The sequence below is a fragment of the Streptomyces sp. NPDC054796 genome (genome assembly GCF_053611545.1).
In genome coordinates this window covers 1-20,168 of the sequence record NZ_JBSHAO010000040.1, presented here as the reverse complement: position 1 = coordinate 20,168, position 20,168 = coordinate 1, and the positions used below count along the sequence as shown (strand labels likewise).

Annotated in this window: 19 protein-coding genes; 15 read left to right on the top strand and 4 right to left on the bottom strand. The window is 71.9% G+C overall.

All coding sequences use genetic code 11. The features are described from left to right. Positions 1-56: 56 nt before the first annotated feature. The 6 genes from ACWGJ2_RS28025 (at position 57) to cobC (ending at position 7,216) form a co-directional block, all read left to right on the top strand. Positions 57-779: a VOC family protein gene (locus tag ACWGJ2_RS28025; protein ID WP_453349038.1), complete on the top strand. Its 723-nt coding sequence runs from the start codon at positions 57-59 to the stop codon at positions 777-779. Further along, positions 776-1,573 carry a precorrin-2 C(20)-methyltransferase gene (gene cobI / locus ACWGJ2_RS28020; protein WP_453349037.1) on the top strand — a complete coding sequence of 266 codons (798 nt, stop codon included), beginning with the start codon at positions 776-778 and terminating at the stop codon, positions 1,571-1,573. Before ACWGJ2_RS28025 ends, cobI begins: the two co-directional genes overlap by 4 nt. Before the next feature lie 35 nt (positions 1,574-1,608). Next, entirely contained in the window at positions 1,609-2,445 is an 837-nt protein-coding gene (gene cobM, locus ACWGJ2_RS28015) for a precorrin-4 C(11)-methyltransferase (RefSeq protein ID WP_453349094.1), read from the top strand. Between the two features lie 731 nt (positions 2,446-3,176). Beyond that, on the top strand, positions 3,177-4,982 hold the full coding sequence (gene cobJ / locus ACWGJ2_RS28010; protein ID WP_453349036.1) for a precorrin-3B C(17)-methyltransferase: 1,806 nt from the start codon (positions 3,177-3,179) through the stop codon (positions 4,980-4,982). A gap of 133 nt (positions 4,983-5,115) precedes the next feature. Beyond that, complete coding sequence (locus ACWGJ2_RS28005; RefSeq protein ID WP_453349035.1) at positions 5,116-6,084, top strand: sirohydrochlorin chelatase; 969 nt, start codon at positions 5,116-5,118, stop codon at positions 6,082-6,084. Continuing rightward, on the top strand, positions 6,068-7,216 hold the full coding sequence (cobC, locus tag ACWGJ2_RS28000) for an Rv2231c family pyridoxal phosphate-dependent protein CobC (RefSeq protein ID WP_453349034.1): 1,149 nt from the start codon (positions 6,068-6,070) through the stop codon (positions 7,214-7,216). The genes ACWGJ2_RS28005 and cobC overlap by 17 nt, the downstream gene beginning before the upstream one ends. Positions 7,217-7,391: 175 nt before the next feature. Here the strand turns inward: cobC and ACWGJ2_RS27995 are convergent, their stop codons facing one another. Continuing rightward, a complete protein-coding gene (locus ACWGJ2_RS27995; protein WP_453349033.1) occupies positions 7,392-8,291 on the bottom strand; it encodes a LysR family transcriptional regulator in 900 nt (299 codons plus the stop codon). A 135-nt stretch (positions 8,292-8,426) separates the two neighbouring features. Between ACWGJ2_RS27995 and ACWGJ2_RS27990 the strand changes: the two genes are divergently transcribed. Next, positions 8,427-8,846, top strand: coding sequence for a nuclear transport factor 2 family protein (locus tag ACWGJ2_RS27990; RefSeq protein WP_453349032.1), 420 nt, complete (start codon positions 8,427-8,429; stop codon positions 8,844-8,846). Positions 8,847-9,086: 240 nt separating this feature from the next. Here ACWGJ2_RS27990 and ACWGJ2_RS27985 read toward each other — a convergent pair whose 3' ends face one another. After that, positions 9,087-9,830 (bottom strand): helix-turn-helix domain-containing protein, encoded by a 744-nt coding sequence (locus tag ACWGJ2_RS27985; RefSeq protein WP_453349031.1) that lies wholly within the window; start codon positions 9,828-9,830, stop codon positions 9,087-9,089. Between the two features lie 245 nt (positions 9,831-10,075). Here ACWGJ2_RS27985 and ACWGJ2_RS27980 point away from each other — a divergent pair, with 245 nt between their 5' ends. Together ACWGJ2_RS27980 and ACWGJ2_RS27975 are read left to right on the top strand one after the other, a co-directional pair. Continuing rightward, a complete protein-coding gene (locus ACWGJ2_RS27980) occupies positions 10,076-10,747 on the top strand; it encodes a DUF4097 family beta strand repeat-containing protein (protein ID WP_453349093.1) in 672 nt (223 codons plus the stop codon). Between the two features lie 87 nt (positions 10,748-10,834). Then, positions 10,835-11,965 carry a serine hydrolase domain-containing protein gene (locus tag ACWGJ2_RS27975; protein ID WP_453349030.1) on the top strand — a complete coding sequence of 377 codons (1,131 nt, stop codon included), beginning with the start codon at positions 10,835-10,837 and terminating at the stop codon, positions 11,963-11,965. An 85-nt stretch (positions 11,966-12,050) separates the two neighbouring features. Here ACWGJ2_RS27975 and ACWGJ2_RS27970 read toward each other — a convergent pair whose 3' ends face one another. Beyond that, the gene (locus ACWGJ2_RS27970; protein ID WP_453349029.1) at positions 12,051-13,145 is read right to left on the bottom strand and encodes an amidohydrolase family protein; all 1,095 of its coding nucleotides are present in this window, start codon (positions 13,143-13,145) and stop codon (positions 12,051-12,053) included. A 122-nt stretch (positions 13,146-13,267) separates the two neighbouring features. On the opposite strand from ACWGJ2_RS27970, the gene ACWGJ2_RS27965 reads away from it, so the two are divergent. The 6 genes from ACWGJ2_RS27965 (at position 13,268) to thpD (ending at position 18,609) form a co-directional block, all read left to right on the top strand. Next, positions 13,268-13,918, top strand: a complete 651-nt coding sequence (locus ACWGJ2_RS27965; protein WP_453349028.1) for a SigE family RNA polymerase sigma factor — start codon at positions 13,268-13,270, stop codon at positions 13,916-13,918. After that, a complete protein-coding gene (locus tag ACWGJ2_RS27960; protein WP_453349027.1) occupies positions 13,918-14,685 on the top strand; it encodes a hypothetical protein in 768 nt (255 codons plus the stop codon). Before ACWGJ2_RS27965 ends, ACWGJ2_RS27960 begins: the two co-directional genes overlap by 1 nt. Positions 14,686-15,175: 490 nt before the next feature. Further along, a complete protein-coding gene (gene ectA, locus ACWGJ2_RS27955) occupies positions 15,176-15,703 on the top strand; it encodes a diaminobutyrate acetyltransferase (RefSeq protein WP_453349026.1) in 528 nt (175 codons plus the stop codon). Between the two features lie 89 nt (positions 15,704-15,792). Next, the gene (ectB, locus tag ACWGJ2_RS27950; RefSeq protein ID WP_453349025.1) at positions 15,793-17,061 is read left to right on the top strand and encodes a diaminobutyrate--2-oxoglutarate transaminase; all 1,269 of its coding nucleotides are present in this window, start codon (positions 15,793-15,795) and stop codon (positions 17,059-17,061) included. A gap of 76 nt (positions 17,062-17,137) precedes the next feature. Next, positions 17,138-17,542: an ectoine synthase gene (locus ACWGJ2_RS27945; RefSeq protein ID WP_453349024.1), complete on the top strand. Its 405-nt coding sequence runs from the start codon at positions 17,138-17,140 to the stop codon at positions 17,540-17,542. 167 nt (positions 17,543-17,709) lie between these two features. Next, on the top strand, positions 17,710-18,609 hold the full coding sequence (gene thpD, locus ACWGJ2_RS27940) for an ectoine hydroxylase (protein WP_453349023.1): 900 nt from the start codon (positions 17,710-17,712) through the stop codon (positions 18,607-18,609). Positions 18,610-18,707: 98 nt separating this feature from the next. On the opposite strand, the gene ACWGJ2_RS27935 is transcribed toward thpD, so the two are convergent. Further along, the gene (locus ACWGJ2_RS27935) at positions 18,708-19,772 is read right to left on the bottom strand and encodes an aminotransferase class V-fold PLP-dependent enzyme (protein ID WP_453349022.1); all 1,065 of its coding nucleotides are present in this window, start codon (positions 19,770-19,772) and stop codon (positions 18,708-18,710) included. Positions 19,773-20,168 lie beyond the last annotated feature (396 nt).

Sequence of the window (20,168 nt, the reverse complement as noted above, 5' to 3'; positions counted from 1 at the left end):
CACGTCCACTGGGCCGCCACTCCCGAACTCGCCCACCGATTCGTGAGGAGCTGCTGATGCCGGAGCGGATGCCGGATCCGGTGCCGGTGGCCGGTGCGTCGGTGCTGGATCACCTCGTCTACGCGACGCCCGATCTGGAGCGGACGGTCGAGGAGGTCGCCGAGCTGACCGGGGTGCGCCCTGCGGCCGGGGGCAGCCATCCCGGCATGGGTACCCGGAACGTGCTGCTGGGCCTGGGCGGGGGACGGTACTTCGAGATCGTCGGCCCCGACCGCGAACAGCCGGAGCCCGACGGGCCGCGCTGGTTCGGCATCGACGCGCTGGACGGGCCTCGGCTCGTCCACTGGGCCGTGCGGACCACGGACATCGACGCGACGGTGGCGGGGGCGCGCGAGCGCGGTTACGAGCCGGGCGAGCCCGTGGCCATGCCACGGCACACGCCCGAGGGCGACGTGCTGTCCTGGCGGCTCACCCTGCCGCCGACGCGACCGCAGGGCGCCGACGGACTCGTCCCGTTCCTGCTCGACTGGGGCACCACCACCCACCCGTCCGCGCGGGACCTGCCCGTACTGCCGCTGATCTCGTTCACGGCCACCCACCCCGAACCCGCCGCCGTGCGCGCCGCGCTGGCCGCGCTCGACGTGGCGGGGGACGAGGCAGGGCCCGGCGCCGGACTCGACGTACGAACCGGGCCCGTGCCCGGACTCACCGCCGTGCTGGAGGGCCACCACGGGCCCGTGACCTTCGGCAGAGGCACAGCCGAAGGAGCGACCGCATGACGTCCGTACCCGAACCCGTTTCCGCTGGTAGCGGGCAGACGCGCCCGCTGCTGGTCGGCGTGGGCGTCGGCCCCGGCGACCCCGAACTCGTCACCGTCAAGGGCGTGAACGCGCTGCGCGCGGCCGACGCCGTCGTCGTTCCCGTCATGGAGGACGGCGGCACGGGCAGGGCCGAGGCGACGGTGCTGCACTACGTCGAGGCGGACAAGATCGTGCGCGTCGTCTTCGCGCTGAACGAGCGCAGCGACCGCGCCCGCCGCGAGGCGGCCTGGGACGCGGCGGGCACGCGCGTCGCCGAACTGCTGCGCGCGCACGGGAGCGTCGCCTTCGCGACGATCGGCGACCCCAACGTCTACTCCACGTTCACCTACCTCGCTCAGACCGTCGGCGAGCTGGTGCCGGGTCTGGCCGTCGAGACGGTGCCGGGCGTCACCGCCATGCAGGACCTCGCGGCACGCAGCGGCGCGGTGCTCACGGAGGGGACGGAGCCGTTGACGCTCGTCCCTGTGACGGCGGGTTCCGCGGTGCTGAAGGAGGCGCTGGAGGGGCCCGGCACGGTGGTGGCGTACAAGTTCGGGCGGCAGGCCGCCGAGGTGGCGGGCGCGCTGCGCGACACGGGCCGCACGGAGGGCGCGGTGTGGGGCTCGGCCCTGGGCCTGCCCGGTGAATCGATCCGCCCGGCCGCCGAGCTGGAGTCCGAACTCGCGCACGGCGAGGGCGGATCAGCCGCACTGCCGTATCTCTCCACTCTCATCTCTCCCGCGCGCAGGGAATCCCGAGGAGGCAAGCTGTGACCGAGGCGAAGCCGACGACAACGGCGATACGGGCGATACGGGCGGCCGAAGCGGACGGTCCCCGCGCCAAGGTGACCATCGTGGGCGCCGGGCCCGGAGCGGCCGATCTGCTCACCTACCGCGCGGGCGACGCCATCGCGCGGGCCGACATCGTCATCTGGGCGGCGAGCCTCGTCCAGGAGGAAGTCCTCACGCACGCGCGCGATGACGCCGAGATCCTCGACTCCGCGACGATGTCCCTGGAGGACGTCATCGCCGTGTACGAGCGCGCGCTGCGCGAGGGCCTGCGCGTGGCCCGTATCCACTCCGGGGACCCGGCGCTGTGGGGCGGCACGCAGGAACAGGTGGACCGTTGCCACGCGCTGGGCATCGACGTCGAGATCATCCCCGGCGTCTCCGCCTTCTCCGCCGTGGCCGCGCTGGCGGGCCGCGAGCTGACGATCCCCGAGGTCGCGCAGTCCGTGATCCTGACCCGGCTGGGCGGCGGCAAGACGCCGATGCCGCCCGGCGAGGAGGTGCGCGAGTTCGCGCGGCACGGCACGACGATGGCCCTCTTCCTGTCCGCGGCCCGCTCGGGGCAGTTGGTGACCGAGCTGCTGGAGGGCGGCTATCCGACGGACACGCCCGTCGTGATCGCCTACCAGGCGACGTGGCCGGAGGAGCTGGTGCTGCGCTGCACCGTCGGCACGCTGGAGGAGACGGTCAAGGAGCACAAGCTCTGGAAGCACACGCTCTTCCTCGTCGGCCCCGCGCTCTCGGCCTCCGGCACCCGCTCGCACCTGTACCACCCGGGCCACTTCCACGGTTTCCGCCGCGCGGACCCCGAGGCACGCCGCGAGCTGCGTGCCGCGCGGAAGGCCGGGCGGGACTGATCCGTGTCCGCGCACACGGCGGGCCCAGGACGGGGCCCCGGCACGACGGAAGCGACGGCACTGCGCCACACCGCTCCCCGGCACCCCCTGCCCTGGCGGCTCCCGCCTGGACTGCCCCCGATCACCGGCCACGGGAGCGGGCCCGGCACCCCGGACCGGCCGGGAGCACGGCCCGCCGTGTCCGCGCACACGGCGGGCCCGGGACGGGGCCCCGGCACGACGGAAGCGACGGCACCGCGCCACACCGCTCCCCGGCACCACCTGCCCGAGCGCGGGACGCTCCGACGGGCGGGGGCCACGTCAGGGCCCGGGGCCGAGCCCCACGGCCACGTCGCAGTCCGTGCCCTGGACCGGCCTGGCCCCGGCCGGGCGCCAGGCGACACGACCGGGGCGGCGGCACGCGGCACGGACCCGCACAGCCTGCCCGGCCGGGCAACCGGCTTCACGGCCCGGCCCGGCCCGTGCCAGGCGTCCCGCCCGCCCCGGCAGGCCCCGCGCGGCCGGGCCCGGACCGCGCTCTGGCCCCGTCACGCGCGTCGCGGCATGCTCTGTCCGCCGGTGTGCGGCGGGCTCGGGGGCCGCGGGGTGCGTCGCGCGAACCCCGTGACGACGTGCCGCGTCCTGCCGACCCGCCCGGCCACACCGTCCGTCCGCCCGCCCACTCATCCGTTCCGCCCCCTCCCCCGACCCCTGCCGGGCACCCCGCCCGGCGCCCCCGAAGGAGCTACACGTTGATCGGCCTGATCTCCGCCACCGCGGCGGGTGCCGCCGCACGCGACCGGTTGGCCGCCGCGTGGCCGGACCGTACGCGCGTCTACGAAGGGCCGGGCGTCCGCGAAGCCGTCACCCGCGCGTTCGGCGAGTGCGACCAGCTCGTCTGCTTCCTCGCCACCGGCGCCACGGTCCGCCTGCTCGCGCCGCTGCTCGCCGACAAGACCGACGATCCCGGCGTCGTCTGCGTCGACGAGGCGCAGCAGCACGCGGTGTCCCTCCTCGGCGGGCACGCGGGCGGCGCGAACGCGCTGGCCCGTGAGGTGGCCGACGTCCTCTCCGGCTGCCGCCCCGTGGTGACCACGGCGACCGACGCCGTCGGCGTGCCGGGTCTTGACACGCTCGGCTGGCCCGTCGAGGGCGCGGTGGCGGCGGTGAGCCGGGCGCTTCTCGACGGCGCCACGGTCCCGGTGCGCGCCGACGCGCGGTGGCCGCTGCCCGCGCTGCCGCCGAACGCCGTACCTGCCGTACCTGCGGGATCCGCGCACGGCGCACCTGCCGCGTCCGGCGCCGACGGCGCCACCCTCTGGGTCACCGACAAGGTCATCCCGCTCGGCCTGTCCGAGGCCGTGCTGCGCCCGCCGTCCCTCGCCGTGGGGGTCGGCGCCAGCCGGGGCGTGACCGCGGACGAGGTGCTGCTCCTCGTCGAGGAGGCCCTGGACGAGGCGGGCCTGTCCGTCCGCTCGGTCACCGAGCTGGCCACCGTCGACGCGAAGGCGAACGAGCCGGGGCTGCTCGCTGCGGCGGAGCGGCTGGGCGTGCCGCTGCGCACGTATCCGGCCGAGGCGCTCTCGGCCGTCGAGGTGCCCAACCCCTCCGACGCGCCGCGCGCCGCCGTCGGCACCCCCTCCGTCGCGGAGGCCGCCGCACTGCTGGCCGCCGCTCCCCGCGCCGCCACGGCGGGCGTCGTCACGACGAGCGGCCACGGCAGTGGCCTTAGCGGCCTCGGCGAACTCGTCGTCCCCAAGACCAAGTCGGCCCCGATCGACGGCAGCCCCGCCATGGCGACGGCCGCCGTGGCGCGCCGCAGCCCGCGCGGGCGGCTGGCCGTCGTGGGCCTCGGACCCGGCGCCCGCGACCTGGTCACCCCGCGCGCCCGCGAGGAACTGCGGCGCGCCTCGGTGCTCGTGGGGCTCGACCAGTACGTCGACCAGATCCGCGACCTGCTGCGCCCCGGCACCCGCGTCGTCGAGTCGGGGCTCGGCGCCGAGGAGGAGCGGGCCCGTACCGCCGTCGCGGAGGCCCGCGCGGGGCACGCCGTCGCGCTGATCGGCAGCGGCGACGCCGGCGTCTACGCGATGGCCTCGCCCGCGCTGGCCGAGGCGAGCGACGACATCGACGTCGTCGGCGTGCCGGGTGTGACGGCGGCGCTCGCCGCCGCCGCGATCCTGGGCGCGCCGCTGGGGCACGACCACGTGTCCATCAGCCTCTCCGACCTGCACACGCCGTGGGAGGTGATCGAGCGTCGCGTACGCGCGGCGGCCGAGGCGGACATCGTCGTCACCTTCTACAACCCGCGCTCACGCGGCCGGGACTGGCAGTTGCCGAAGGCGCTCGGCATCCTCGCCGAGCACCGCGAGGGGCGCACCCCGGTGGGTGTCGTCCGCGGCGCGACCCGTCCCGACGAGTACGCGACGCTCACCACGCTGGCCGAACTCGCCCCCGAGAGCGTCGACATGATGACCGTCGTCACCGTCGGCAACACCGCGACCCGCGAGATCGCGGGCCGCATGGTGACGCCGCGCGGCTACCGGTGGCAGGCATGACGGGCCCGCGCCCGCTCCCGCTTCCGGGCCGCGCGCCCAGCAGCACGGGCCCGCGCCCGCCCGCCCCCTCGTCCGTCCCCTTCCGTACGCGCCGCCACAGCGCGGCGCACCGCACCACCCCCAAGGAGAAACCGTGACCACCCCGCCCGCCCTGCTCCTCGTCGGCCATGGGACCCGTGACGACGACGGCGCCGAGGCGTTCCGCTCCTTCGTCGGTGAACTCGGCAAACGGAACCCGGAGATCCCGGTGTCCGGCGGATTCATCGAGCTGTCCCCTCCCCCGCTCGCCGACTCGGTCTCGGAGCTGGTGGACAGCGGCGTGTCGAACTTCGCCGCCGTGCCGCTGATGCTGGTCTCCGCCGGGCACGCCAAGGGCGACATCCCGGCCGCGCTCGCCCGCGAGAAGGAGCGGCACCCGGGCATCTCGTACACCTACGGGCGCCCGCTCGGGCCGCACCCCTCGCTGCTGTCCGTGCTGGAGCGCCGCCTCGACGAGGCGCTGGGCGGCGACGGCGAGTCCCCCCGCACGCCCGAGGACCTGGCCGATGTGACGGTGCTGCTGGTGGGCCGAGGTTCGACGGACCCGGACGCCAACGCCGAGGTGCACAAGGCCGCCAGGCTGCTGTGGGAGGGGCGGGGCTACGCGGGCGTGGAGACCGCCTTCGTCTCGCTCGCCGCGCCCGACGTGCCCTCTGGCCTGGAGCGCTGCCGCAAGCTGGGCGCGCGGCGGATCGTCGTCCTGCCGTACTTCCTGTTCACCGGCATCCTCCCCGAGCGCGTGAAGCAGCAGGCCGAGGGCTGGTCGGCGGCCAACCCGGACACCGAGGTGATCAACGCCGACGTCATCGGCGCCACCGACGAACTGGCCGACCTCGTGCTGGAGCGCTACCGCGAGGCCGTCAAGGGCGATCTGCGCATGAACTGCGACTCCTGCGTCTACCGGATCGCGATGCCGGGCTTCGAGGACAAGGTCGGCGCGCCGCAGCAGCCGCACTACCACCCGGACGACGACGACAGCCATCACCACCACGGCGGTCACGGACACGGGCACGGACATGGGCACGGTCACGGGCACGGACATGGGCATGCCCACTCCCACTGAGGCCGGGGCGGGCGGGGCGCCCGAGCACGATCTGCGGCACCACGGTGACGCCGAAGTACGGGACAGCGGCGCTGAGCTGACCGACCTCGCGGTGAACGTGCGTACCGGCACTCCCCCCGGCTGGCTCAAGGCGCGCGTCGCCGCCTCGCTCGACGGGCTCGCCGCGTACCCCGACGGGCGCGCGGCGCGCCGCGCCGTCGCCGCGCGGCACGGGCTGCCCGAGGACCATGTGCTGCTGACGGCGGGTGCCGCCGAGGCGTTCGTGCTGCTGGCACGGGCGCTTCCGGCGGCGCGCGCCGTCGTGGTGCACCCGCAGTTCACGGAGCCGGAGGCCGCGCTGCGCGACGCGGGCAAGCCGGTGGAACGCGTCCTGCTGCGCCCCGAGGACGGCTTCCGGCTCGGCACGGGCGCCGTGCCCGAGGACGCCGACCTGGTGGTGGTCGGCAACCCCACCAACCCCACGTCGGTGCTCCACCCGGCCGACGCGCTGGCGGCGCTCGCACGCCCTGGCCGCGCGCTCGTCGTCGACGAGGCGTTCATCGACGCGGTACCCGGCGAGCGCGAGTCCCTCGTACCCCGGCTCACCGGGCTGCCGGGACAGGTCCTCGTGCTGCGCAGCCTCACCAAGACCTGGGGGCTGGCCGGGCTGCGCGTCGGCTATGTGCTGGCCGGGCCCGGCACGGTGGCGGCGCTCGCCGCGCAACAGCCGCTGTGGCCCGTCTCGTCGCCCGCGCTGGCCGCCGCCGAGGCGTGCTGCGAGCCGGGGGCGCTGGCCGAGGCGGAGCGCGCCGCGCGGGACGTGGCCGAGGACCGCGCGTATCTCCTCGCCCGGCTGGCCGAGTTCGGTGACCTGACCTCGGCCGGACACGCCGAGGCGCCCTTCGTGCTGGTGCGGCATCCCCATGCGCGGTGGCTGCGCGAGGGGCTGCGCGAGCTGGGGTTCGCCGTGCGGCGGGGCGACACGTTTCCCGGCCTGGGCCCGGAGTGGCTGCGGCTCGCCGTCCGCTCCCGCGATGTGACGGACGCCCTGTCCGCGGCCCTCGCGAAGCTCCTGCCCTCCGACGGGGAAGCGCCCACCGGCACGCCCGGCGCCCCACGCCCCGGGGTTGGGGAACATCGGTACAGCCGTTAACGCCAAGCACTTGATCATGGTCAGCTCGTCGTGACCCATTAGCACGAGCGATCCGTTTCGCCCCGCGGTGAGAGGACCACGAGCATGACCACGACCGGTTGGTTCGTCGTTCGTCAACGGCACCCCTGGCGAGGGGCACGAAGCAGAACGAACTGAATGCCGTTGGGGAATAGGCTCAACGCAGTTCAGACGCCTGTTGTCTGAGGGCGGCGACAGCCGCGTCGGCCTCCGCCGAGCGCTGTTCGTTTGTCACGGCGAGGGTTGCGCGTCCCTGCCAGTGGCGGTCCTCGACCCGGACGATTCTCACGCCGGATGGAGCGGAGGGGACCGCCATGCCCGGCAGCAGACAGACCCCGAGGCCCGCAGCCACCATTCCCAGGCGCGTGGACCATTCGCGCGCCTGATGGGTGACCGTTGGCCGGACGAGGGTCGGCCAGGCGCCGTAGTACGGGGTGTCGCCGTTGGCGTTCTCGACGATCCAGCTGTCGTGGCGCAGTTCGTCGGCCCTCACCGTGTGCCGGGTGGCCAATGGGTGATGCCGGGGCAGGGCGACGCGTAGATCGTCTTCCAGGAGCGTTTCCTGGCGCAGCCCGTCGAGGTCACGCTCCTGTGGCCCGGCGCACACGCCCACGACGGCGATGTCCAGCCGCTGGGAACGTAGCTGCCGCAAAAGGCTGGGGGTGGAATCCTCCACGAAGCCGACAGTCACATGGGGGTGTTCGTCCGCCAGCTGCGCGAGGGCACGGGGAGCCAGCGCCACAGCCGCGGCCGGGGTGGCGCCGACTGTGACACAGCCCGTGATGTGTTGACTCAGTGCGCTGACCTCACGGACGGCGGCGTCGATGCCTGACAGCACGTCGGCCGCGTGCCGTGCGAACGCCACACCGGCCTGCGTGGGTGCCACCCCGCGCGCCCTCCTCTCGAAAAGGGCCGCGCCCACGGCGGACTCGACAACTTTCACCTGCCGGGACACAGCCGATTGCGTGTAGCCGAGGGAAGCTGCCGCCTCGCTGAAGGACCCCGTCGCAGCGACCTCGCGCACTACCCGCAGTCCAACGAGAGTCACATCCGCCATAGCCCTCACCCTACAGCCGAGGTATTCCCAAAAGGCATACCTGGAGTGTTCAACCATCATTTGTGCGCGCATCTGCGCTCGTGCACGCTGAGTGGCACACACTCGCCACCAGCCACATGAAGTCGGAGACACGTGATGGACGACACACAGAAGAGGGCAATCGTCGAACACTTTCTGGGCCTCTACGCCAAGGGCCGGTGGGGAGCGGCCGACAACACGGAAGCGCTGGAGGAGCTCCTGAGCTGTCTCACTGATGACGTTGAATGGTGGATGAGCGGGGCTCCGGGAGACGGTTACATCACCAAGGAGCAGTTCCGCGCCATGCTCAAGCCTCTCGACACGCTCACGGACGGCCCGCTGGTCATCACGCCGACCGCGTGGACCATCCAAGGTGCTCGGGTCGCCGTAGAGGCGTACTCGACAATGAAACTGAAGAACAGGCGCGATTACCGCAACCACTATCACTTCCTCTTCGAGATCAGCGGAGGAAAGATCAGCACATATCACGAGCACCACGACACGGCGCATGTGAACAGCACCATGTGGGCGGGCTGACGCCTCATCACCCGGCGCGTTCCGTCTGGCCCCGCCGCCCCTGCTCTGACCCACGGCGCAAAGTAGCCGTCCGCACTCCGGATCCCGGCGCGGCGGGACTGCCGGTGCTGGTGTGGATCCCCGTGGGCGGCTACCTCTCGGCGGCGTCGAGCGACCCGATGTACGACCCGGCAGCGCTGGCCGAGGCGAACGCCGCGACCCCGTCGCGTTCACCGGCCCGCGCGTACGGGCACGAACGGTTCAGCCGTCGCCAGGGGTCGTGCCAGGGGTCGTGCCGGGCTTCGTGTGGAGGATCTCGCGGGCCTGGTCAGCGGCCCGTGCAGTGCTCTCGCTGACGAAGTCGAGGAAGCGGGCGATGTTCTCCAGGCGGGCGGCGGCCGGGGTGCCGGAGCCGAGGACACCGACGCCCTGCCGCGCGGTCTCGACCACCTGGGCGATGGACCGGGCGCTGGCCATCATCGACTGGTACCAGACGTCATCGTCGACGACATAGCGCTCGCGGCGGCGTTCGTCGCGTTCCCGGCGGATGAGGCCCTGTTCGTCGAGGAACGCGACCGCCTTGGAGACGGACGCCGGGCTGACCTGGAGGCGCTGGACGAGTTCGGACGCGGTGAGGCTGCCCGAGTCCGTGGTGCAGAGGCAGGCCTGCACCCGGGCCATCATCTTGGCCATCCCCGACTGCATGAAGACGGTGGTGAGCGTCTCCTCGTACTCGCGCACGGCTTCGGCGTCGCGTCCGTGTGCCTGCGGGGCCGTCTTCGCGTCCCGGGGCGCGGCCTGCCTGCGGTGGCGGGCGCGGCGTTCGGTGGCGCGGTGGGCGAGGTCGGCGCGGTAGGCGGTGGGGCCGCCGTTGCGCATCACCTCGCGCGTGACCGTCGAGGTGGGGCGGTCCAGACGCCGGGCGATCTCCGCATAGGCGAGCCCGTCGGCCACCCCCAGCGCGATCTGCTGGCGTTCCTGCTGGGTGAGTCTGCCTCCGGGCACCGCTGTCTCCTCTCACGCTTCCTTGGTGCCCGCAGAATAGCGTTCACTCTCAATACATTGCAACGAGCGAAGGAATCTCGTTGCATTATGCGTCATCCCGTTGCAACAGTTTTACAGCTCTGAGCTGCAATGATTCCGATTCAACGCAATGCTTTTATTGCTGTCACCGTGAACGCAACGTAGCTTTTCCCTCATCGGAAACAGCGGTCCAGAAGGAGCGCACGATGCAGATGAAGGAGAGCACGATGCAGAAGTTCGCCACCCCCGTCCCGGTCTCCGCCACCCTCGACATCCCCGCGGGACGCATCCGGTTCATCGCCGCCGACCGGGCCGACACCACGGTCGAGGTCCTGCCCGCTGACGCCTCCAAGAGCCGCGATGTGAAGGCGGCGGAGCAGACCGAGGTCGCCTACGACGACGGCATCCTGCGGATCGGGGTCCCGGCGCCCAGGAACCGGATCCTCGGCGCTTCCGGGGCCATCGAGGTGACGGTCCAGTTGCCCGCCGGGTCCCGCGTCGAAGCGAAGGCGGCCAGCGCCGAGTTGCGGGGCGTCGGACGCCTCGGGGACGTCACCTTCGAGGGCCAGCAGGCCACGGTCAAGCTCGACGAGACCGGGGACACCCGTCTCACCCTCCAGGACGGCGACATCTCCGTCGGCCGTCTGAGCGGCCCGGCGCAGATCCGCACCCAGAAGGGCGACCTCCGCATCACCGAGGCGGTGCGCGGCACGGTCACACTGCGCACCGAGCAGGGCGAGATCTCGGTCGGCGCCGCCCGCGGAGTCTCCGCCTCCCTGGACGCGGGCACCGCCTACGGCCGGATCCACAACACCCTCAAGAACGCCGACGGCACCACCGCCGGTCTGAACATCCACGCCACCACCGCCTATGGCGACATCACCGCCCGCAGCCTCTGAAGACCCGCGTGCCTCTGAAGAGGCACGCCCCGCGGGAACCCCGTCCGTTCAGCTGATTCCGTAACAGATCTCAAGGAGCGCACCGCCATGTCCCTCACCCTTACCGGCCAGGACCGCCCGGAGTTGCAGAAGGCCATCGAGGAGGTGGTCGAGTCAGGATTCACCGGCGTGACGATGCGCGTGCACGACGAGCGGGGCGAGTGGACCGGCAGCGCCGGGGCCAGCAAGCTGGGCGAGGCCGCGAAGCCGCCGGTGAACGGGCACGTCCGGATAGGCAGCAACACCAAGACCTTCACCGCGACCGTGGTACTGCGGCTGGTGGACGAGGGCACGGTCGGGCTGGACGCCCCTGTGGCCGACTACCTGCCCGGGTTCGGGCTGGACCCGAGGATCACGGTGCGGATGCTGCTCCAGCACACCAGTGGCGTCTTCAACTTCACCGGCGAGTACTACGACGACGGGACGTTCGCAGCGGGGATCCCCGCCACGACCTCGGGCCAGGAGTGGGTGGACAACCGGTTCAAGACCTACCGGCCGGAAGAGCTGGTACGGCTGGCGCTGTCCAGGCCCGCGCGGTTCGAGCCGGGGACGGACTGGAGCTACTCCAACACCAACTACGTGCTGGCCAGACTGCTCATCGAGAAGGTCACCGGCTGCTCGTTCGCCGAGGAGATGCGGCGGCTGATCCTGGGGCCGCTCGGGCTGTCGGGCACCGTGGTGCCGGACACCAGCCCGGACGTCCCCGAGCCGCACGCCCACGCCTACTACCGCTACGAGGAAGCGGACCAGCAGAAAACGGTCGACGTCACCCGCCAGAACCCCTCCTGGATCTCCACCGGCGGAGACATGATCTCCACCACCCAGGACCTCCACACCTTCATCTCCGCGCTGATGGGCGGCAAGCTCCTGTCGGCGCCACTGCTGGCCGAGATGTGCAAGCCGCATCCCAAGGCCGGATACGGGCTGGGGGTGTTCGTGCAGGACGCGGGCGGGAACGGCGGCACCCTCATCACCCACAACGGCGGCATGGCGGGCCACGGGGCCCTGATGTACAGCACGCCCGACGGCAGCAAGACCCTCACCGCCGCGCTGAACTACGCCGACGACGCCGCACTGTCCCTGGCCGCGGCGTTCCAGAAGTCGACGCAAATGCTCGTCAAGGAGGTGTTCGGCAGCGGACAGGCGGGGCCGGCCGACGCTGCCGAGTCAGCTCGGTAGTCAGGGCCGGGCGGCACGGACCCGCACGGGCCGAGCCAGCTCACCCAGCCCGGCCGACGCCGGGGGCACCTCGGTGCCCCCGGCGTCAGTGCGTGACCCGCCCCCGGAGGACAACGTGGCGGGGGGCCGCCAGCACGGCGACGTTCTCGCGCGGGTCCGTCTCGTAGACGACGAGGTCGGCGGGGGCGCCCTCTTCCAGTGCTGGGCGGCCCAGCCAGCGCCGCGCGCCCCAGGTGGCGGCAGAGATCGCCTCCACGGCGGGGATGCCGGCGGTGACCAGCTCGGCGATCTCGTCGGCGACGAGCCCGTGCGGCAGCGTGCCGCCCGCGTCGGTGCCGACGAAGACGGGGACGCCCGCGTCGTACGCGGACCGCACCGTGTCGTAGCGGCGTGCGTGCAGTTGCCGCATGTGCGCCGACCAGCGCGGGTACTTCTCGTCGCCGCCGTCGGCGAGCCGGGGGAACGTCGCGATGTTCACCAGGGTGGGCACGATCGCGACCCTGCGCTCCGCGAAGAGCGGGATCGTGTCCTCGGTGAGCCCCGTGGCGTGTTCGACGCAGTCGATGCCCGCCTCCACGAGGTCGCGCAACGAGTCCTCCGCGAAGCAGTGCGCGGTGACCCGCGCCCCCTCCTCGTGCGCTGCCGCGAAGGCTTCCTCGACGGCCCAGCGCGGCCAGCACGCGCTGAGGTCGCCCTCGGCGCGGTCGATCCAGTCGCCGACCAGCTTGACCCAGCCGTCGCCCCTGCGGGCCTCGTGCCGTACGTAGGCGGCGAGGTCGCCGGGCTCGATCTCATGGGCGAAGTTGCGGATGTAACGCTTCGTCCGGGCGATATGGCGGCCCGCGCGGATGATCCGGGGCAGGTCCTCGCGCTCGTCCACCCAGCGGGTGTCGGAGGGCGAGCCCGCGTCACGGATGAGCAGCGCGCCCGCGCCCCTGTCCGTCAGCGCCTGCTTCTCGGCCGTGGCGGCGTCCACGGGTCCGTGCGCGCCGAGACCGACGTGACAGTGCGCGTCGACCAGTCCCGGCAGCACCCAGCCCTCCAGGAGCAGCGGGTCGCCCGAGCCACCGCGCTGCCGTTCGAAGGTGATCCGGCCGTCCACGACCCACAGTTCGTCCCTGACGTCCTCGGGCCCGGCCAGCACCCGCCCCTTGATATGCAGATTTTCGCCGTCGCTCATGTCCCGCACTGTACGAGTCCCCTGCTACGCTCACGCACCCACCGGGGGCGAACGCGGCTACGGACATTGACCGGGATTTCGAACCGGGCGGCGTGCCGCCCGTCGAGCGTGAGGAGGCCGGCGTGGGCACCCCCACCGAAGAGTTCCACGCCTTCTTCGAGAAGCACCATGCCGAATTAGCCCGCCTGGCAAGCCTGTTGCTCGGCGGCTCGGACGGCGCCGACGACCTGGCGGCGGACGCGCTGGCCGCGGTCTGGCACCGCTGGGACCGGGTGCGCGCCGCCGACCATCCGGCCGCGTACGCGCGGGGCATCGTGGCGAACCTCGCCCGCACCCGCATCCGCGGCATCGTCCGCGAGCGGCGCAGGGTCGCCCTGTTCTGGTCGCGGGAGGCGGAGCGCACGGACGGGCCCGACGTGCCCGCCGTGCTCGACGTGCGCGCCGCGCTCACCCGACTTCCCTTCCGCAAGCGCGCGTGCGTCGTCCTGCGGCACGCGTTCGACCTCTCCGAGAAGGACACGGCCCGCACCCTCGGCGTCTCCGTCGGTACGGTGAAGAGCCAGACGTCGAAGGGGATGGCGGAGCTGGAGCGGCTGCTGACGCCCGCACCCGCGCCCGCTTACGCGTACGGGAACGGAAACGGGTACGGCCGCGGATCCGGGGCACCCTCGGGCGCGGCGGCCTCGGGAACGGCGGCCTCCGCCGCGCACCGGGGCGCCGACGCGGTGCGGGCACTGCGCGCCGGGCCCGCGGGAACGGGACGGAGCGGCTGATGGGCGAGGAGACGGAGCTGCGCGCGCGGCTGCGCGCCGCCGCGTCGGAGCACCGGCCCGACCGCGCGCGGATGCTGGCCCGGGTGACCGGTGCGGCCGACACGACGGGCGCGACCGGCGCGGCAGGCGCGGCCGAGGAGCGCGCTGGCGGCCCGGACCGCGACCGGATTCCCCGTCCCGCGCGGCGCGCCTTCCCCGCCTGGGCGCGCGCGGCGGGCGCCGCGGCCGGGCTCGTCGGGGCGCTGGGCGCCGGCGGGGTCGCCGTGTGGGCGGCGCAGGGCGGTGAGCCGCCTCAGACGGTGCGCACGTCGCCGAAACCGGCCGCGCCGCCCGAAACGCCGTCGAAGGAGCCGCGGGGCGCGCAGAGCGCGCCTGAGCGCGTGGCGGACGGGCCCCTGTGGTCGGACGGCTCCGTGGATCCCGGCAGCAACGCTTACTGGGCGCAGAGCAATGTGACCGTCAAGACCACGGAGCGGCTCTCCTCCCTGGTCGTCGAACTGCGTGTCGCTCGTACGGGCGATGTCAGCGCCACCGGTTCGTGGCGCACGCGGCCCGCGAAGGACTTCGAGGTGACGGTGCGCGTACGGGGGGACGCGCTGGTGTACCGGTGGGTGCTGAAGCCGGGGCGCACGGTGCCCGCGGGCGAGCACGTCTTCGCGGGGCAGTACGACCACGCGCGGGGGGAGCGGGACGCGGGGCGCGACCGCTACTCCGTGGCGGCGAGGGGGCCGAGCGGGGAGCTGTCGGTGCGGGGTGACTTCTTCTGAGCGGCACGCCCGGCGCGGGCCCCGGATGCCCTGACGCGTTGCCGAACGCCTCTCGCTGCTCAGTAACTTCACCGCGCATCTCAAGACTTCTCAAGGCTTCTCAAGAAAACACAGACACGGCTTGCTCCGTGAAATAGGATGCAATCCAGGCGCTTTATTGAGCACAGCTTCCCGTATTCTTCTGCCCGCTCTTGACCTCCTTAAACGCAAAGATTTCGCTAGTGTCAACCGCCTGAATTCGGACGGGTCTCGTAGTCGTTACGGCACTGTGACAGACCCCACAGCGGGCCCGCCTTGCCCGGGAAAACCGCCATATAACGGCACCAAACCCGGCTGCGTTGCGCGCAGGCGCGCCCCCGCGCGATAACACAGAACACCCCTGTCGCGTAACCCCTACTGGCCGTGCGTTTTCAGATTCTGCTGGGTAAATTCAATCTGCATGACCGCCGCACAAGCAGACCTTGCACGTGCCCATAGCGAAATCCTAGAAATGCCGGAGGGGCTGAAGCTCGACACTCCACGCGTGGAGGACGGAGCCGCGATCTGGCGTATTGCCCGCGACTCCCGGACGCTCGATCTCAACTCCTCCTACAGCTACCTCCTGTGGTGTCGCGACTTCGCCGCCACTTCCGTAGTGGCCAGGGACGCGAACGGCGAGCCGGTCGGCTTCATCACCGGCTACGTGCGCCCCCAGCGCCCGCGGACCCTCGTCGTGTGGCAGGTCGCCGTCGACGAGGCGGCACGAGGACGCGGCCTCGCTGCGGCGATGCTGGACGGGCTGACCACCCGGGCCGCCGAGGAGCTGGGCATCGACGTCGTCGAGACGACCGTGACCCCGGACAACACCCCGTCGAACCGGCTGTTCACCTCCTTCGCGGAGCGCCACGGCGCCCCGTCGGCCAAGGAGGTGCTCTTCGACGCGGGAGTGTTCCCTTCGAGCGGGCACGAGCCCGAAGTGCTGTACCGGATCGGGCCTGTCGCCCACTTGGTGGAGGCGGGGTCCGGCGCCGAGCGCTGACCCGCACGACCCCGCGCCCGAGTCCGACCCCCGCACAACCCTCATCATCAGACTTCTTCTGCCACGCGACTCACTCCCAGGAGCATGCTGTGACCATCACCCAGCCGGACCTGAGCGTCTTCGAGACCGTCGAGTCGGAGGTGCGCAGCTACTGCCGTGGCTGGCCCACCGTGTTCGACCGCGCCCAGGGCGCCCACATGTACGACGAGGACGGCCACACCTACCTCGACTTCTTCGCCGGCGCGGGCTCACTCAACTACGGGCACAACAACCCGGTGCTGAAACGAGCCCTGCTGGACTACCTGGAGCGGGACGGCGTCACCCACGGCCTGGACATGAGCACCACCGCCAAGCGGGCCTTCCTGGAGACCTTCCAGCGCACGATCCTGGCGCCGCGCGGCCTGGACCACAAGGTCATGTTCCCCGGCCCGACCGGCACCAACGCCGTCGAGGCCGCGCTGAAGCTGGCCCGTAAGGTCAAGGGCCGCGAGTCGATCGTCTCGTTCACCAACGCGTTCCACGGCATGTCGCTCGGCTCGCTCGCCGTCACCGGCAACGCCTTCAAGCGCGCGGGCGCCGGCATCCCGCTGGTGCACGGCACCCCGATGCCCTTCGACGACTACCTCGACGGCACGACCGCCGACTTCGTCTGGTTCGAGCGGCTGCTGGAGGACCAGGGCTCGGGCCTGAACAAGCCCGCCGCCGTGATCGTCGAGACGGTGCAGGGCGAGGGCGGCATCAACGTCGCCCGCGCCGACTGGCTGCGCGCGCTCCAGGACCTGTGCAAGCGGCACGACATGCTGCTGATCGTCGACGACATCCAGATGGGCTGCGGCCGTACGGGCCCGTTCTTCTCGTTCGAGGACGCGGGCATCAAGCCGGACATCATCACGCTGTCCAAGTCCATCGGCGGCTACGGCATGCCGATGGCGCTCACCCTCTTCAAGCCCGAGCTGGACATCTGGGCGCCGGGCGAGCACAACGGCACCTTCCGCGGCAACAACCCCGCGTTCGTCACGGCGACCGCCGCGATCGAGACGTACTGGAACGACGCACAGATGGAGAAGCAGACCCTCGCCCGCGGCGAGCAGGTCGAGCAGGCGCTGCGCGCCATCGCCGAGGAGCACGGCGAGGCCGTCGCCGGGTACCGAGGCCGCGGTCTGGCCTGGGGCCTGGAGTTCCACGACAAGGACCGCGCCGGCCAGATCTGCAAGCGGGCCTTCGAACTGGGCCTGCTGCTGGAGGACTGCGGTCCGCAGAGCGAGACCGTCAAGCTCCTGCCGTCACTGACCATCACCCCCGAGGAGCTGGACGAGGGTCTGCGGACCCTGGCCCGAGCGGTGCGCGAAACCGCGTAGCTCCGCAGTACACGGCCCGCTCCGGTTGCGTCCGGGGCGGGCCGCCCCCGTAATGAGAGAAAGGCACCATCACACCGTGATCGTTCGATCCTTCAAGGACATCGAGGGCACCGACCGCCACATCAAGTCGAAGTCGGGCACCTGGGAGAGCAAGCGCATCGTGCTGGCGAAGGAGCGTGTGGGCTTCTCGCTGCACGAGACGATTCTCTACGCGGGCACGGAAACATCGATGTGGTACGCCAATCACATCGAGGCCGTACTCTGCGTCGAGGGCGAGGCCGAACTCACCAACGACGAGACCGGTGAGAAGCACTGGATCACCCCCGGCACCATGTACCTGCTCAACGGGCACGAGAAGCACACGATGCGCCCGAAGACCGACTTCCGGTGCGTGTGTGTCTTCAACCCGCCCGTGACGGGCCGGGAGGACCACGACGAGAACGGCGTCTACCCGCTTCTCACCGAGCCGGACGAGAGCTGAGCCGCTTGCGCTGAGCGCACGCGCTTGAGCCGTACTCGCTCGAGCCTCACATGCTCGAGCGGCGGCTGAGCACTCGGCCGGTATCGGCCGGGCCGGACCGGTTGACCGACCGGTTCGGCCTTTCGCCCATCAGACAGGGCCGTACGAGAGGAGAGGAAGGCAAACCCATGACCACCGCACCCGAGCGCACCGCCGACCTGTACCCGACGCGCGGAGTCACCGAGGTGGCTGTTCCGCGGATGGACCCCGTCGTGTGGTCCGATCCGGGTACCCCGGGGCCCATCGGGGCCGCGGATCTGGCGGGCTTCGAGCGGGACGGGTTCCTCGCCATGGACGAGCTGCTCACCTCCGACGAGGTGGACGTCCTGCGCAGGGAACTGGAACGGCTCACCACGGATCCGGAGATCCGTGCCGACGAGCGCTCGATCGTCGAGCCCTCCTCGGAGGAGATCCGGACCGTGTTCGAGGTGCACAAGATCAGCGAGGTCTTCGCCAACCTGGTGAAGGACCCGCGTGTAGTGGGCCGGGCACGGCAGATCCTGGGCTCGGACGTCTACGTCCACCAGTCCCGGATCAACGTCAAGCCGGGCTTCGGTGCCACCGGTTTCTACTGGCACTCCGACTTCGAGACCTGGCACGCGGAAGACGGTCTGCCGAACATGCGGACCGTGTCGGTCTCGATCGCGCTGACCCGTAACTACGACACCAACGGCGGCCTGATGATCATGCCGGGGTCGCACAAGACCTTCCTCGGCTGCGCGGGTGAGACGCCGAAGGACAACTACAAGAAGTCCTTGCAGATGCAGGACGCGGGCACGCCGTCCGACGAGGCGCTGAGCAAGTTCGCGGACGCGCACGGCATCAAGCTCTTCACGGGCAAGGCCGGTTCGGCGACGTGGTTCGACTGCAACTGCATGCACGGGAGCGGTGACAACATCACTCCGTACGCACGGAGCAATGTCTTCATCGTCTTCAACAGCGTCGAGAACGAGGCAGTGGAGCCCTTCGCGGCACCCGTCCGACGCCCCGAGTTCATCGGGGCGCGGGACTTCACCCCGGTGAAGTGACGTCCGCAGCGCGCGACCGCGTCGCGTACTGAGCCCACTGGACGAGGGGCGGGGCCGCGTGGACGGCCTCGCCCCTGGTCTGTGTCACGGGGCCCGTCTCACGGGGCCAGCAGATCCAGCACGCGGGACACGTCGCCGTCCGTGTTGTAGAGGTGGAAAGCCACCCGGAGATTGCCGTCGCGAACGGCGATCTTGACGTCGGCCGCGGACAGCCGCTCCGCCGCGTGCCCAAGACCCGGCACGGCGACGACGGCCGAATCCTCCCGCACCGGCTCGTACCCCAGCCCCCGCAGACCCTCGCGGAACCGCGCCGCCAGCGCCCTGTTGTGCGCCCCGATCGCCTCCTGGCCCAGCTCCTCGACGAGGGACAGCGCGTGCTCCGCGCCCAGATACGGGAGGAACGGGACGCTCTCGTCGAAGCGCCGCGCGTCCGGCGCGAGCCGCGAGATCGGCCCGTAGCAGCTGTCCCACGGCAGCTCCGCCGCGACCCAGCCCGCGTGCAGCGGCAGCAGCGCGCCCGACTCCCGCGCCTCCTCCGAGACGGTCAGGAAGGAGGTACCGCGCGGGCACAGCAGCCACTTGTAGGCACCGCACACCGTGTAGTCGAAGGCCGCCGCGCTCAGCGGCAGCCAGCCCGTGGCCTGGGTGGTGTCGATCAGCGTGCGGGCGCCCGCCTCGCGGGCCGCCTCCCTGATCGCGGCCAGATCGGCGATCCGGCCGTCCGCCGACTGGACCGCGGAGACCGCGATCAGCGCGGTGCCCGCGTCCACGGCGCCCGCCAGCGACTCCAGCGGGGCGGTGCGCAGCTTCAGATCACCGCGCACCGTGAAGGGGTTGACCACGGAGCTGAAGTCGCCCTCCGCGACGAGGACTTCGGCACCCGTGGGCAGCGAAGCGGCGATCATCCCGACGTGGGTGGAGACGGCAGTGCCCACCGCGACCCGCTCGACGGGCACACCGGCGAGCCGTCCGAAAGCGGCCCGTGCCCGGTCGACGGCGGCGAAGGTGGCGACCATGTCCAGGGTGCCCGCCGCCATGCGGTTCACGGCGGCTCGCAGCGGGTCGGTTGCGCGGGCGGGGAGGAGGCCGCTCGACGCGGTGTTCAGGTAGGTGGTCTCGGGCGCGAACTCGGCCGCGCTCAGGGTGGCGATCCGGTTGTCCATGCCCGTCAGTCTCCCCACCAGGGGTACCCACGTCCACGGGTCCCCTTCGCGGGGTGCGGAAGGAAACGGTGGGTTCCCGCTTCACGGGGTGGTTGCGCGGGACGGTTCGCCGGTGTGGTGGGCACCGTAGGGTCCCGCGCTGATTTTTGCGCCGCGTCACGGGGGCGCGGGGCGCTGCGCTGGGCGGTGCGTTGTGTTCCGGGTGCGGCTGTGTGGCTTCGGCGCGGCGTGTGGTTGCGGTGCGATGCGGCTTGCGCCGCGTGATTCCGGGTTCCTGTTGGGGTTGTGGGCGCGTGGGTGCGGGGTGTCCGGTGCCGCGGTGGGGTGTCTCCTCGGCGTGAAGCTTTCGTCGTCGCCTCTCGGCCGGTGACTTTCTCGACCTGCGGGGACACCCCA

Coding starts and splice junctions, on each gene's coding strand:
- ACWGJ2_RS28025 (WP_453349038.1), top strand. CDS start 57: ATGCCGGAGCGGATGCCGGATCCGGTGCCGGTGGCCGGTGCGTCGGTG.
- cobI (WP_453349037.1), top strand. CDS start 776: ATGACGTCCGTACCCGAACCCGTTTCCGCTGGTAGCGGGCAGACGCGC.
- cobC (WP_453349034.1), top strand. CDS start 6,068: ATGCCCACTCCCACTGAGGCCGGGGCGGGCGGGGCGCCCGAGCACGAT.
- ACWGJ2_RS27995 (WP_453349033.1), bottom strand. CDS start 8,291: ATGGCGGATGTGACTCTCGTTGGACTGCGGGTAGTGCGCGAGGTCGCT.
- ACWGJ2_RS27990 (WP_453349032.1), top strand. CDS start 8,427: ATGGACGACACACAGAAGAGGGCAATCGTCGAACACTTTCTGGGCCTC.
- ACWGJ2_RS27980 (WP_453349093.1), top strand. CDS start 10,076: ATGCAGAAGTTCGCCACCCCCGTCCCGGTCTCCGCCACCCTCGACATC.
- ACWGJ2_RS27975 (WP_453349030.1), top strand. CDS start 10,835: ATGTCCCTCACCCTTACCGGCCAGGACCGCCCGGAGTTGCAGAAGGCC.
- ACWGJ2_RS27970 (WP_453349029.1), bottom strand. CDS start 13,145: ATGAGCGACGGCGAAAATCTGCATATCAAGGGGCGGGTGCTGGCCGGG.
- ACWGJ2_RS27960 (WP_453349027.1), top strand. CDS start 13,918: ATGGGCGAGGAGACGGAGCTGCGCGCGCGGCTGCGCGCCGCCGCGTCG.
- ectA (WP_453349026.1), top strand. CDS start 15,176: ATGCCGGAGGGGCTGAAGCTCGACACTCCACGCGTGGAGGACGGAGCC.
- thpD (WP_453349023.1), top strand. CDS start 17,710: ATGACCACCGCACCCGAGCGCACCGCCGACCTGTACCCGACGCGCGGA.
- ACWGJ2_RS27935 (WP_453349022.1), bottom strand. CDS start 19,772: ATGGACAACCGGATCGCCACCCTGAGCGCGGCCGAGTTCGCGCCCGAG.